10 protein-coding genes and 1 pseudogene are annotated in these 13,025 nt (G+C 70.4%); 2 read left to right on the forward strand and 9 right to left on the reverse strand.

Annotation, left to right across the window (positions count from 1 at the left end; translation table 11 throughout):
- Positions 1-28: 28 nt before the first annotated feature.
- Complete coding sequence (locus BMW54_RS09620; RefSeq protein WP_090054948.1) at positions 29-1,588, reverse strand: POT-type proton-dependent oligopeptide transporter; 1,560 nt, start codon at positions 1,586-1,588, stop codon at positions 29-31.
- 97 nt (positions 1,589-1,685) lie between these two features.
- Between BMW54_RS09620 and BMW54_RS09625 the strand changes: the two genes are divergently transcribed.
- Complete coding sequence (locus BMW54_RS09625) at positions 1,686-2,717, forward strand: oxidoreductase (protein ID WP_090054950.1); 1,032 nt, start codon at positions 1,686-1,688, stop codon at positions 2,715-2,717.
- Between the two features lie 63 nt (positions 2,718-2,780).
- Here BMW54_RS09625 and BMW54_RS09630 read toward each other — a convergent pair whose 3' ends face one another.
- From BMW54_RS09630 to BMW54_RS09640, 3 genes and pseudogenes are all read right to left on the reverse strand, one after another.
- Positions 2,781-3,656 (reverse strand): sulfurtransferase, encoded by an 876-nt coding sequence (locus BMW54_RS09630; protein ID WP_090054951.1) that lies wholly within the window; start codon positions 3,654-3,656, stop codon positions 2,781-2,783.
- Positions 3,650-4,446: pseudogene (locus tag BMW54_RS09635) on the reverse strand (CoA pyrophosphatase). The gene BMW54_RS09630 and the pseudogene BMW54_RS09635 overlap by 7 nt, the downstream one beginning before the upstream one ends.
- Positions 4,447-4,662: 216 nt before the next feature.
- Complete coding sequence (locus tag BMW54_RS09640; RefSeq protein WP_090054953.1) at positions 4,663-5,382, reverse strand: FKBP-type peptidyl-prolyl cis-trans isomerase; 720 nt, start codon at positions 5,380-5,382, stop codon at positions 4,663-4,665.
- A gap of 154 nt (positions 5,383-5,536) precedes the next feature.
- Between BMW54_RS09640 and BMW54_RS09645 the strand changes: the two genes are divergently transcribed.
- Positions 5,537-6,319: an enoyl-CoA hydratase/isomerase family protein gene (locus BMW54_RS09645; protein WP_090054955.1), complete on the forward strand. Its 783-nt coding sequence runs from the start codon at positions 5,537-5,539 to the stop codon at positions 6,317-6,319.
- Positions 6,320-6,509: 190 nt separating this feature from the next.
- Here BMW54_RS09645 and BMW54_RS09650 read toward each other — a convergent pair whose 3' ends face one another.
- The 5 genes from BMW54_RS09650 to BMW54_RS09670 form a co-directional block, all read right to left on the reverse strand.
- Positions 6,510-7,331, reverse strand: a complete 822-nt coding sequence (locus BMW54_RS09650) for a DUF1684 domain-containing protein (protein WP_090054956.1) — start codon at positions 7,329-7,331, stop codon at positions 6,510-6,512.
- A gap of 41 nt (positions 7,332-7,372) precedes the next feature.
- Positions 7,373-9,220 carry a DNA mismatch repair endonuclease MutL gene (gene mutL, locus BMW54_RS09655; RefSeq protein WP_090054958.1) on the reverse strand — a complete coding sequence of 616 codons (1,848 nt, stop codon included), beginning with the start codon at positions 9,218-9,220 and terminating at the stop codon, positions 7,373-7,375.
- A gap of 173 nt (positions 9,221-9,393) precedes the next feature.
- Positions 9,394-10,980, reverse strand: coding sequence for an N-acetylmuramoyl-L-alanine amidase (locus BMW54_RS09660; protein ID WP_090054960.1), 1,587 nt, complete (start codon positions 10,978-10,980; stop codon positions 9,394-9,396).
- A gap of 110 nt (positions 10,981-11,090) precedes the next feature.
- Positions 11,091-11,555 carry a tRNA (adenosine(37)-N6)-threonylcarbamoyltransferase complex ATPase subunit type 1 TsaE gene (tsaE, locus tag BMW54_RS09665; protein WP_090054961.1) on the reverse strand — a complete coding sequence of 155 codons (465 nt, stop codon included), beginning with the start codon at positions 11,553-11,555 and terminating at the stop codon, positions 11,091-11,093.
- Positions 11,552-13,024: an NAD(P)H-hydrate dehydratase gene (locus BMW54_RS09670; protein WP_090054963.1), complete on the reverse strand. Its 1,473-nt coding sequence runs from the start codon at positions 13,022-13,024 to the stop codon at positions 11,552-11,554. Before BMW54_RS09670 ends, tsaE begins: the two co-directional genes overlap by 4 nt.
- Position 13,025 lies beyond the last annotated feature (1 nt).

Here is a 13,025-nt window from a genome sequence, read left to right on the forward strand (position 1 = left end):
TGCTCCACGCGGCGCCGTGGAGGAAACGTCACGCGGGCCGGTAGTAATCCACTTCGCGATAGCGGCGCGCGTAGAGACCGAACACCAGCGCCGCCAACCCCGCGAACGCGGCGAAGAAGAACATCTGGAACGCGGTCGCGCCCATGCCGGTACCGGCGATGCCGGCCAACACGGCGTCGTTGCGCACGCCGGCGTTCGCCAGCAGCACCCACAGGTTGCCGACGGTGACGCTCAAGGTCCAGAAGCTCATCAGCGTGCCCTTCATGGACGGTGGCGCCTGGCTGTAAGCGAACTCCAGGCCGGTGGCCGACACGAGCACCTCGCCCATCGTCAGGAACACGTAGGGAACGAGCTGCCAGGCGATCGAGACCGCGTCGCCGCCGTCGATCGCCAGCTGGATCGCACCCACGATCACCCAGGCCACCGCGGCGAGCGCGATGCCGACGGTCATGCGGCGCAGCGCGGTCGGCTCGATGCCGAAGCGACGCAGCATCGGGTACACGACGAGGTTGTTGAACGGAATGAGGATCAGCACGAGCGCGGGATTCACCGCCTGCATCTGCGCCGGATGCAGCCAGTCGGGGGCCACCATCGCGTTGGCCTGGAGCACCCACGTGGACGCCTTCTGATCGAACAGCGACCAGAACGGCGTGACCAGCGCGAACACGAGCAGCACGCGCAACACGACGGCCACGGCGTCGATGGCCTCGTCGGGATGCGCGCCCCGCGCCCGATCCAACTGCATGCGCGCGCCGATGCCGACGCCACCGAGCACGCAGACCAGCGCGAGGCAGAGCGCGGCGACGATGCCAAGCGCGGGCGTCAGGGCGAGCGACGCCGCGGCCAGCACGAACGCGAGCGACGTGACGACGAGGCCGGGCCGCCCCTGCCCCGGCGTGTGCGCCAGCAACGCGGTGCGGACGACCTTCAGGAAGCCGTGCGGGTCGCCCTGCGTGGGCGGCACCATGACGTAATGCCGCCGGCCGCTCCAGAACACGAGCGTGGCGACGAACATGAGCACGCCGGGAATGCCGAATGCCACCGCCGCCCCGTAGTGGCGCAGGAAGTACGGCATCAGGAGCGAGGCGAAGAAGGAGCCGACGTTGATCATCCAGTAGAACGCGTCGAACACGACTTTCGCGAGTTTCCGGTTGCTCTCGTCGAACTGGTCGCCGACGAAGGCCGAGACGCAGGGTTTGATCCCGCCCGCGCCGAGCGCGATCAGCGCCAGCCCCGTGTAGAAACCGGCGACGCTGTGCTCGAAGATCGCGAGGCACGCATGCCCGACGCAATACAGCAGGCTCAGCCACAGCACGGTGTTGTACTTGCCGAACCAGCGATCGGCGAGCCAGCCACCCAGCAGCGGGAAGAAATAGACGCCGATGACGAACGTGTGGAACACGTCCTTCGCCGCGCCCGGTCGCTCCGCTTCCGGCAGATACATGAGCAGCGACGTCACGAGGAACGGCGTGAGGATGTTGCGCATGCCGTAGAAGGAGAAGCGCTCGCACCCCTCGTTGCCCACGATGTAGGGAATCTGGCGGGGCAGCCGGGCGGGTCGCGTGGCGTCGAGGTCGGTGGCGGTCATGCGTCGTCGGTAAGGTGGCGTCGAACCGCACGATCCTAAACGAAACGATCAGGCGCCCCGCGCTACCCTTGCCGGCATGTCACCACGCGGAACGACCATGCAACCGATTCCCACCGGCCTCATCGGCTATGGCACGGCGGGCGCCGTCTTCCATGCGCCCCTGATCGCCGCCGCCCCGGGCCTCCGCCTGACCGCCATCGCCAGCCGCCGCGCGGACGACATCCAGCGGGACTTCCCCGAAGCCCGGGCCTACGAAAATGCTCAGTCGCTGCTCGCCGATCCGGGCATCGAGCTCGTGGTGATCGCCACGCCCAACGACACCCATGCCGGGCTGGCGCGCGAAGCGTTGCAGGCCGGCAAGCACGTGGTCGTGGACAAGCCGTTCACGCTCGAGGCCGCCGAGGCCGAAGCGCTGATCGCGCTCGCCGAGCGGCTGGGCCGCCGCCTGACCGTGTTCCAGAACCGGCGCTGGGACAACGACTTCCTGACCGTGCGGCGCCTCGTCGGCGACGGACGGCTCGGCGAGGTCGCGTACTACGAGGCCCACTTCGACCGCTTCCGTCCGGAGATCAAGGCAGGCTGGCGGGAGACCGACGTCCCCGGCTCCGGCCTCCTCTACGACCTCGGCGCCCACCTGATCGACCAGGCGCTGGTGCTGTTCGGCATGCCGCGCGCGATCACCGCCGACGTGACACGGCAGCGCGCGGCGGCGAAGGCCGACGATTATTTCCACCTGGTGCTCGACTACGGCACGCGGCGCGCGGTGCTGCACGCCTCGGTGCTGGTGCGCGATCCGGGCCCCCGCTACCTCGTGCATGGCGACGGCGGAAGCTTCGTGAAGCACGGCATCGACGGCCAGGAGGCGGCGTTGCGCGAAGGCCGCCGGCCGGGCGGCGAAGGCTGGGGCGACGACGATCCCGCGCTGTTCGGACGATTCACGGACGCCGACGGCACGGTCGCCACGATCGACACCCTGCCGGGCCGCTACACCGCGTTCTACGACGAGGTCGCGTCGGCGATCCGCGATGGCTCGGCGTTGCCCGTCGACGCCCGCGAGGCGCGCGACGTGATTCGCGTGATCGAGGCGGCGCAGATCAGCGCGCGGGAGCGTCGTACCGTCGTGCTCTGAGGCGAGTTCGATCGCCGATACGATCGGTTCCCACCCCTTCGGTGAAAGGCGGGAGCCGATCCGTCAGCTGTCGCCCGTCGCGACGCCGCGCGACGCGTCGCTCACCCAACCGCTCCACGACGGCGCGTAGAGACGCGAGCCGCACAGGCCGGCGTACTCCATCGCCAGCAGGTTGTGGCAGGCGGTGACGCCGGAGCCGCACATGTGCACGACGTCGGCGGGGTCGTGCGGGCCGATCAGCGAGCGGAACGCCTGCTTCAGGGCTTCCGCCGGACGGAACGTGCCGTCGGCCTCGAGGTTGTCCGAGAACGGGCGGTTGCGCGCGCCGGGCACGTGACCCGCGACCGGGTCCAGCGGCTCGACCTCGCCGCGAAAGCGCGGCGCCGCGCGCGCGTCGAGCAGCACGAGACGGCCCGCCCCTACGCCTTCGGCGAGTTCGTCCGCGGACACCGTGCCGGCCGCGTCGAACGCCACGTGCACCGCGGTCGCCTCGCGGACCGGCACCGCGTTGTCGACGGGAAGTCCGGCGGCGATCCATGCGGGCCAGCCGCCGTCGAGCACGGCGACGTTGTCGAGGCCCGCGAGGCGCGCGAGCCACCAGAAGCGGGCCGCGGCCAGCGAACCGCCCGCCGCGTCATAGGCGACGACCTGCAGGTCGGGACGCCAGCCGGCGCGCGCGAGCCATGCGGAAAACGACGCGGCGTCGGGAAGCGGGTGCCTGCCCCGGCCGTTGGAAGGCGTCGCCATGTCGGCGAGGTCGCGGTCGAGATCCGCGCGCACGGCGCCGCGGATGTGCGAGAGCGCATAGTCCTGGTCGCCCTTGCCGGGATCGCGGCCGCCGGGCTGGGTGAGATCGAAACGGGTGTCGACGAAGAGCACGTCGTGCGCGGGCAGACGGCTGGCGGTCGTGGCGTCGATCAGCGTGCGCGAAATCAGCATGGGTGTCCCATCCGCTTGAGCAGGTTGAACAGGATGGCCGCCGTCACGCCCCAGATGCGATACCCCGCGTGGAGGAACTCGACCATGTCGCGCGGGTGACCGCGGAAATCCATCGTGTAGCGACGTAGGTTCGCCGGGTCCATGAAGAACGCGAACGGCACTTCGAACACTTCGGCCACCTCGCCGGGATCGGGCTTCAGCGCCGCGTCGGCGGCGACGCGCGCGACGACCGGCGTGACCGTGTAGCCGCTGATCGTCTCGAAGCTCTCGAGGAAACCCAGCGGCGTGACCATCGACGCGTCGAGGCCGATCTCCTCGTGGCTTTCGCGCAAGGCGGTCGCCACGACGTCCACGTCGTCGGGTTCCACACGCCCACCGGGAAACGCGACCTGCCCCGCATGCTGCTGCAGGGTGTCGGTGCGCAGCGTGAGCAGCACGTTCTGTTCGCGATCGTCGCGGATGCCGATCAGCACCGCCGCGCGTCGCCGCGGACCCTCGCCGATCAGCTCCGCCATGTCGTCGTGGTTCCACCCGCGCGGACCGGGCGGCGCCTCCAGCGGAAGCAGCGCACCGCGAAGCCGGGCGAGCATGTCGTCGGTCATTCCGACTGCGCCTCGCGGCCCGGCAGGACCTCGTCCATCAACCAGCGCTTCTGCGCGTCGGTCATCGACGTCCAGCGCGCGATCTCGTCGCCCGTGCGCAGGCAGCCCATGCACAGGCCGCGCGCGTCGAGGCGGCACACGCCGGTGCAGGGAGAAAGCGGGAGGGTGAGCGAAGGCGCGATGGGCATGGCGTCGGGCATTCTAGCGCGTCGCGTCGCGAAGCACGGGCGAAGGGGCGTTCTCGCACGGCCGGACACCGGGGCCGTGGACCCCGGCGTACGCCGGGGTGACGGTGAGGACAACGATAAGCACGTCGGCCAGCCATGCCGTCATCCCGGCGCACGCCGGGATCCACCGCGAGGCGGTCGGTTATCCCGAGCGCGTCACATCGGCTTTCGCCGCCGTCACTGCCGGATATCCATCAGTTCGATCTCGAACACCAGCGCCTCGTTCGGCCCGATGCGCGGCAGCTCGCCGCGCTCGCCGTACGCGAGACCGGGCGGAATGACGACTTTCCAGCGATCGCCCACGCGCATGCGCGGAATGACGTCCTGCCAGCCTGGAATCACGCGATTGACCGTGAACGTGACGGGCTTGCCGTGCGCGTACGAGCTGTCGAATTCGGTACCGTCGATCAGCGCGCCGCGATAATTGACCACGACGGTGCTGGTGACCTGCGCCTGACGCCCGCTGCCTTTCGCGAGCACGGCGTACTGGATGCCCGACGGCAACGTGATCACGCCCGGGCGCGTGCGATTGCGCGCGAGGAAGGCGGCGCTGCGCCGGGCATTGTCGGCGGCGACGCGGCGGAACTCCACGACGGAATCGCGCTGCACCTTCGCGTCGAAGTTCACCAGCTGCTGCTGCATGACGTCCACCGGCACACCCGGCGGCCGCTTCGCGTAGCCATCCTGCAGCGCCTTCACCAGGACGGCGATGTCGACGTCCGGCTGCGCGCTGTTCGCGAACTGAGTGCCGATCTGGTAGCCGATCGCATAGGAGAGCCTGGTCTTGTCGATCGTCGGGGCCCCCGACGCGGGCGGCGTGGGCGCGGATTGCGCCGATACGGCCGCCGCGACGAGCGACAGCGCGAGCGACATGACCAGGAAACGCAAGGGTGACATCCCGTTCTCCGTGAACCCGGAACCTTGGGCGTGCGTGGAGGATAGTCCATCGGCACGCGGCCCGCCCGTACGCCATGAGACGCCCGTCGGGGGGTAAAGGTTCCCCGCCCCCTGCTACCATCCGGCTCCCCGCCCCACCCCGCCAGGAGTCGTCATGGCCTTTCGCACCCTCACCACCGCCGACCGCGGCGCGGTCCGTACGATCACCGTCAACCGCCCCGACAAGCTCAACGCGCTGAACCGCGAGACGATCGGCGAGCTGACGATGGCCTTCCGCCAGGCGGCGCAGGACGAGGCGGTGCGTGTCGTGGTGCTGGCGGGCGCGGGCGAGAAGGCGTTCGTCGCCGGCGCCGACATCTCCGAGATGACGGCTTGGTCGCCGGTCAAGGCGCAGGCGGCGTCGCGCGCCGGCCAGGAGCTGATGCTCACCATCGAGCGCCTCGGCAAGCCGGTGATCGCCAAAATCCACGGATACGCCCTCGGCGGCGGCATGGAGCTGGCCATGGCGTGCCACCTGCGCGTCGCCAGCGACAAGGCGCGATTCGGCCAGCCGGAGATCGGTCTCGGCCTGATTCCCGGCTTCGGCGGCACGCAGCGCCTGACCCGACTGACCGGACGCGGCGCGGCGCTGGAACTGTGCCTGCTCGGCGCCCAGATCGACGCGGCGCGCGCCGAACGGCTCGGCCTCGTGACGCGCGTCGTCGCGGCGGATGAACTGGACGCCGGCGTCGACGCCATGGCCGACCAGCTCGCCGCGGCCGCGCCCCTCGCCCTCAAGGGCATCCTCGACGCCGTCATCGAAGGCGGCGAATGCGCGATCGATCAGGGCCTCGCGTTCGAGACGCAGGGTTTCGCGATCGCGTTCTCCACCGACGACATGCGCGAGGGCACCAGCGCGTTCCTGGAACGCCGCAAGCCGACGTTCCAGGGGACGTAAGCGGTATCGGGCCCCGCTACGCGGGGATCGCCGATGCGATCGGCTCCCACCCTTTGGTAGGACCTCTTTCGCGACCCGGCCCGCTATGCGGGGATCGCCGATGCGATCGGCTCCCACCCTTCGGTAGCTGGGCCCAGCGACGGGGCTACCGAAGGGTGGGAGCCGATCGTATCGGCGATGGGTGCTCGCCTCAGTGCGACCCGCCCCGGTACTTCAGCTCGCCGGCCTCGACGCGTACATCGAGCCGGTTCTCGGGTGGCGCGAGTTGGCACGTCGCGTACGGCGTGAACGCGCACGGCGGATTGCGCGCTTCGTTGAAGTCGATCACGAGCCTGCCGTCGCGCGGCAGCGCCGTGTCGAGGAAGCGCGCCGCGCCATAGGTTTCCTTACCCGACGTGCCGTCGGCGAAAACGAAGAACAGCGCATCCGGCGTCTCCTGGATGGGCATGAGTTCGAACGTGCGGCCGTCGCGCTCGAACACCGCCTTGCCGGGCACCTTTTCCGTCTCGATGGTGCCGAGCACCGTGCCGAATTGGAGATCGCGCGGCGGATCGAACGGCACCCAGTCGGCGACGACGCGCCACGACGCGTCCTCGGGAAAGTGATCTAAGCCAGCGAAGCGCGTACGTGTTTCCGCCTGTTCGTCGCGGACGCGCAGCGCCTTGCGTCCGTCGCGCAGGATGACGAAAAGGCGCGCCGTGCCGAAGCGCACTTCCGTGGGCGTGCGGCCCGCGGCGTCGTCGAGCAGCGTGGCATGGGCGACCTCGCGACCGTCGACGAGCACGCCGGCGCCGGGTTCGACCTCGAGCGTCGTCGTCCCGTCGGCGGCAAGCACGATCGTGCCGACGTGCTCGGGCCCCGCGGCCAGCACGATGTCGTTGTCCGGGGCGCTGCCGACGCGCTGCGGACCTTCCGCCAGCCAGTCGAAACCGATGAGGCTGAGCCAGCCATCCGGCGCCGTCAGCCGGGCAAGTCGCGTGGCGCGCGCCTGCGCCAGGGTGTCGTCGGTCATCGAGATTCCTCAGTCATCTTGGGAGCGCGCGCCGCCTGCCATCAGCGGCCGCGCAGGAACAGCCTGTCGAGCTCGCCGAGCGAGAGCTGCACCCAGGTCGGGCGGCCATGGTTGCACTGACCGGAGCGCTCGGTGGCTTCCATCTCGCGCAGCAGCGCGTTCATTTCGGGAATGCCGAGGCGACGACCGGCGCGGACCGAACCGTGACAGGCCATCGTCGAGAGCAGCTCGTTCTCGAGTTCCTCCAGCCGACGGGAACTGCCGTGCTGCGCGAGCTCGGCGAGCACGTCGCGCGTGAGCTGGCTCACGTCGGCGCCTTCGAGCAGCGAAGGAATGCGGCGAACGACGACACCGCCGGGACCGCTGCGCGACAGTTCGAGGCCCCACTCCCCGAGCGCCTCGGCATGTTCTTCGGCGGCCGCGGCTTCCTTCGCGCTGACCGCGATCGACAGCGGCACGAGCAGCATCTGCGAGCGAAGATTCGCCGTGACGCGCCCATTCTTGAGCTTCTCGTACGTGATGCGCTCGTGCGACGCATGCATGTCCACCAGCACGAGGCCGTGCGCATTCTCCGCGAGCACGTAGATGTTCTTCAGCTGCGCGATGGCGTAACCGAGCGGCGGCACGCCGGCCGCTTCGTCGGCCTCCGCGCCGGGCGGTGGCGTCCAGGGCGCGGTCGGCAGTGGCGAGGAGGACGGCGACGCGGAGCCGAACAACGTCGCGTAGTCGGCGAGCGGCTCCTCACGCACGCCCAGGCTCAGGCGCGACTGGCTCGCCGCCTGCGGCCACGCCGGGTACGACGCGGCCACCGGCGCACCGCCGCTGAACGACGCGCCCGCCATCGACGGCATCGCCATGGGTGCGGCATCGGCGTTCGCGGCGACGTGACCCGCGCGGGTGTGCGCGAGCGCCTCGTGCAGCGTGCGGAAGAGGAAGTCATGGATGAGGCGCTGTTCGCGAAAGCGCACCTCGCTCTTCGCCGGATGCACGTTGACGTCGACGCCCGCCGGGTCCAGTTCGAGGAACAGGACGAACACCGCGTGCCGCCCATGGAACAAGACGTCCGCGTACGCCTGGCGCACCGCGTGCGCGACGACGCGATCGCGGACGAGTCGACCATTGACGTAGAAGTACTGCTGATCGGCCTGCGAGCGCGACGCGGTCGGCAGACCGACCCAGCCCGACAGACGCATGCCGGCGGCCTCGTGCTCCACGCGCAGCGCCTGGCCCGGGAACTCGGGACCGAGCACCTCGGCGACACGGGCCAGCGCGGCGTTCTCGTCGCGCGCCGGCTTGAGCAGGCGAACCGGCTTGCCATTGTGGCTGAGGCGGATGTCGACACCCTCGCGCGCGAGCGCCAGCGACTTGAGCAGGTCGTCGATGTGCGCGAACTCCGTGCGCTCGGCGCGAAGGAACTTGCGTCGTGCGGGCACGTTGTAGAAGAGGTCGCGCACCTCGATCGTCGTGCCCTGCGGATGCTGCGCCGGGCGCGGATCGATCAGGCGGCCGCCGTCGACCTCGATGCGCCACGCCGAATCGTCACCCGCCTGGCGCGAGGTCAGCGAGAAACGCGCCACCGACGACACGGACGCGAGCGCCTCGCCGCGGAAACCCATGCTGGCGACACGCTCGAGATCGTCGAAGCTGCCGATCTTGCTGGTCGCGTGCGACGCCACCGCCAACGGCAGCTCGTCGCGCGGAATGCCGCCGCCGTCGTCGCGCACGCGGATGAGGCGCACGCCACCCTGCTCGATGTCGACTTCGATGCGGCGCGCGCCAGCGTCGATGCTGTTCTCGACGAGTTCCTTGACCACCGAAGCGGGGCGTTCGATGACTTCACCGGCCGCGATCTGGTTGATCAGCTCGGGCGGCAACGGGCGAATGGGCATGACGGCATGACCTGCGGGCTTGCAAGCCACGAAGGATAGCCGATGAAGATGGTAGGAGCGCGCCCTGCGCGCGACAGCTTTTCGCGCGACGCGCCAGGGCCTGCAGCACCCGGCCCCAAAAGATGTCGCGCGCAGGGCGCGCTCCTACCAGGCCACGCCCGTCCTGGTGCGTCTCAGCCCGACGGAATCACCATGACCGTGCCGATCCGCACGTTGTTGTCGGTCATCTTGTTCGCCATCTTCAGCGCGCCGACCGAGACGCCGTACTGCTGCGCGATGCCGGTGAGGGTCTCGCCGCGGTTGACACGGTGCACGTCGCGCACGTTGTCGTCGGCCCGCCCGGAGGGCTTGGCAGGGGCCGGCGCGGGTTTGTCGGCCTTCGCGACCACCTTGTCCGCGGCCTTCTTCGGCGTCGCGCGCGGTGGCGGAGCGGCCGGTGCGTTGTCGTCGTCCTGGGCGGCGGCGGGGGCCGCCGAAGCGACCGACGTGCCATTGCGCCGCGCGGCCTGCGCGGCGAACCAGGTGCCGGGTGGCGGCATCGATTCGAAGTAGTTGCGCACGCCGCCGAGCACGGCCGTGGCCAGCGAGCGGCGATGGCCGTCGTCGCGCAGGCGCCTCTCTTCGTCCGGGTTCGTGATGAAGGCGGTCTCGACCAGGATGGACGGCACGTCCGGCGAACGGAGCACCACGAAGTTCGCGCGCTCGACGTAGCCGCGATGCGTGGGACCGAGCCGGCCCAGGGCCTTGAGCACATTGCCCGCGATCGATTCGCTCGCCTGCATCGCGTAGCCCTGCTGGAGATCCAGCAACACGGCGGCGAGGGTGTCGTCCTTGTCGTCGAGCGAGACGCCGCCGACGAGGTCGGCGCGGTTTTCGCGATCGGCCAGCCAACGGGCGGCTTCGGAGGTCTTGCCGCGCGGCGAGAGCACCCAGACGGACGAGCCCTTGGCATCGCTGTTCTTGAAGGCGTCCGCGTGGATGGACACGAACATGTCGGCGTTGTGCTCGCGCGCGATCTGATAGCGGCGCTTGAGCGGAATGAAGTAATCGCCGTTGCGGGTCAGCACGGCCTGCATGCCGGGCTGGCGATTGATCTGGTCGGCCAGCTCGCGCGCGACCTGCAGGGTGACGTCCTTCTCGCGCAGGCCCGTCGCGCCACGCGCGCCCGGATCCTCGCCGCCGTGACCGGCGTCGATCGCCACCACCACCTTGCGCTCGGCGGCGAGCAGCGGGGGCTTGCCGGGCGGCACGGTCTTGCCGCGCGTCGCGCGCACCGGCGTCGCGACCGGCGCGTCGGCGCTGGCATCGGCGATCGACGGGGCATCGTCGGTGACGGGGTTGTCGCCCGGGTCGCTCTGCCCGCCGGGGTAGAGGTCGAGCACGAGCCGGTAGCCATAATCGCCCGCCGGCTTGAGCAGGAAGCTCTTGGGCTTGGCCTTCGGATCCACCGTCGCGACCATGCGCGCGGCGGCGCCCTGCTTGCCCGCGGTCATGGACTTGAAGAGGCCCTGCCCGCCCGGCGCGGCGAAGTCGCCCGCGATGGCACTGCCGGCGATGTCGAGCACGACGCTACCCGGGGTGTCGCCCTGGGACATCTTATAAGTCGCCGGACCCGAAAGATCGAACACGACGCGGGTGTATTCCGGGCCGGCCCAGACACGAGCGGCCTTCACGTCGGCCGCCCGCGAGGCGGCAGGCGCCATCGCCGCGACGGCGGTCACGCACGCGATAAGGCCGAGTTTGCTAGTGATTCCCCTCATACGTTCAGAATTGAACTGCAAGCCCACGCTGAATGCAAGACGTTTTTCCTTGCTAATCCAAGACCTGCGAACACTTCGTCAACGTCCATACAGGAATGGCCCGCAAATCGTCAGATCGCGGCGAGCTGGCGCGTCAGCCGGCGCCCACGCTCGGAGCGCGGCTCGAGGCGGACGGCACGCCCGTCCCGTTCGTGGCGGAAGTGGAGCTCCACGTCCACCGGCGGCAGCGCGCCCGCGCCGCGCTCGGGCCATTCCACGAGCACGATCGCACCCGGTTCCGCGAGACCGTCCAGACCGAGCCATTCGAGCTCGCCAGGATCGGCGATGCGGTAGAGATCGAGGTGGAAGGCCCGTCGGTCCGGGAGGTCGTAGCCCTCGACGAGGCTGTAGGTAGGACTCTTCACCCGCTCGCCGACGCCCAGCGCGCGAAGGAACGCGCGCGCGAACGTGGTCTTGCCCGCGCCGAGGTCGCCGTAGAGGAAGGCGACCAGTCCATCGGGAAGGGTCGCGGCGAGACGCTGACCGAAGGCGGTCGTCGCGTCCTCGTCGGGCAGGTGCAGTTCGATCGCGCTCATGCGGGGATTCCGTTGACGAGGCGGCGCAAGGGTTCGAGCAGGTCGCCCGCGAGCAGGCCGCGCTGCCCGTCCCGCGCGGCCACGTCCGCGGCGCGCGCGTGCAGCCCGACGCCGAGGCAGGCCGCTTCGTAGGCGTCGCAGCCCTGGGCCAGCAGCCCCGCCACGATACCGGTCAGGGTGTCGCCCATGCCGCCGCTGGCCATGCCCGGATTGCCCCAGGGGCAGACCGAGAGTTCGCCCGAGGGCCGGGCGATGAGGCTGCCGTTCCCCTTCAGCACGACTACGGCGCGGTAACGCTTCGCCAGTTCGCGCGCGGCGGCGAAGCGATCCGCCTGGACGGCGACGGTCGTAACGCCGAGCAGTCGCCCGGCTTCGCCCGGGTGCGGCGTCAGCACGATGCTCGCCGGCAGGGGCCGCGGTTCGGCCTGCAGAAGGTTCAGTCCGTCGGCGTCCAGGACCGTGGGCAGGCCCGCGTCGAGCGCGGTCGTCCACAGCGCGTGCCCCCAGGCGGCCTGTCCAAGCCCGGGACCAAGCGCGAGCACGGACGCCTTGTCGAGCATCGGCTGGAGCGCCTGCGGCCCGTTCACGCCATGCGCCATGAGTTCCGGCCGCGCGGCGTTCATCGCGAGCACGTTCTCGTCGCGCGTGGCGACGCTGACGAGACCGGCGCCCGTGCGCAGGGCCGCTTCGGCGGCCATGCGGACCGCGCCGCCGGTGCCATGGTCGCCGCCGATGGCCAGCACGTGCCCGTTGCTCCCCTTGTGCGAATCCTGCGGGCGCGGCGGCAGGTGCGCCTCGACCAGCAGATGAGCGTCGGCCTCGCCCTGGATGCTGGCGGGAAGATCCAGCGTATGCAGCTCGACGTCGCCCGCGACCGCCGCCCGGTGCGTATGCAGCCCCCGCTTGCGCACGATGAAGGTCGCCGTCGCCGTCGCCCGCACGACCACGCCCGGGCAATCGCCGGTGTCCGCCGAAAGGCCCGAGGGCACATCGAGGGCCAGCACCGGTGCGCCCAGCGCGTCGATCGCTTCGATCGCCGTTTTCGCCACGCCCTCGGGAGCACGGTTGAGCCCGGTGCCGTAGATGCCGTCGACGACGACGTCCGCCGGTGCGAGGGAAGCCCAGGCGGCGACGTCGTGCACGCGACCGCCCAGCGCTTCGAACGCCTGGCGGGCGCGGAGGGCGTCGTCGCCGCGAGGACGGTCGAGCGCCACGAGGTCGACGTCCATCCCGCTCGCCAGCGCGTCGCGCGCCACGAGGTAGCCGTCGCCGCCATTGTTCCCCGCCCCGCATACCACCCGCAGGCGCCGTGCGTCGGGCCAGCGCCTGCGCAACATGGCGAACGCCGCGGCGGCCGCGCGCGTCATCAGGTCGAAACCGGGAATGCCCAGCTCGCCGATGGCGCGCTGGTCGATCGCTCGGGACTGTTCGGATGTGAAGAGGGCGATGCCCGGATCGGTGGCGGTCATC

Origin of the sequence: Luteibacter sp. 329MFSha, from assembly GCF_900111665.1 — a bacterium.
GTDB lineage: Bacteria > Pseudomonadota > Gammaproteobacteria > Xanthomonadales > Rhodanobacteraceae > Luteibacter.

Bases quoted from the DNA above. Each gene is read 5' to 3' on its own strand.
- BMW54_RS09670 (WP_090054963.1), bottom strand. From the start codon at position 13,024: ATGACCGCCACCGATCCGGGCATCGCCCTCTTCACATCCGAACAGTCC.
- BMW54_RS09620 (WP_090054948.1), bottom strand. From the start codon at position 1,588: ATGACCGCCACCGACCTCGACGCCACGCGACCCGCCCGGCTGCCCCGC.
- BMW54_RS09660 (WP_090054960.1), bottom strand. From the start codon at position 10,980: ATGAGGGGAATCACTAGCAAACTCGGCCTTATCGCGTGCGTGACCGCC.
- BMW54_RS09625 (WP_090054950.1), top strand. From the start codon at position 1,686: ATGCAACCGATTCCCACCGGCCTCATCGGCTATGGCACGGCGGGCGCC.
- tsaE (WP_090054961.1), bottom strand. From the start codon at position 11,555: ATGAGCGCGATCGAACTGCACCTGCCCGACGAGGACGCGACGACCGCC.
- BMW54_RS09640 (WP_090054953.1), bottom strand. From the start codon at position 5,382: ATGTCACCCTTGCGTTTCCTGGTCATGTCGCTCGCGCTGTCGCTCGTC.
- mutL (WP_090054958.1), bottom strand. From the start codon at position 9,220: ATGCCCATTCGCCCGTTGCCGCCCGAGCTGATCAACCAGATCGCGGCC.
- BMW54_RS09630 (WP_090054951.1), bottom strand. From the start codon at position 3,656: ATGCTGATTTCGCGCACGCTGATCGACGCCACGACCGCCAGCCGTCTG.
- BMW54_RS09650 (WP_090054956.1), bottom strand. From the start codon at position 7,331: ATGACCGACGACACCCTGGCGCAGGCGCGCGCCACGCGACTTGCCCGG.
- BMW54_RS09645 (WP_090054955.1), top strand. From the start codon at position 5,537: ATGGCCTTTCGCACCCTCACCACCGCCGACCGCGGCGCGGTCCGTACG.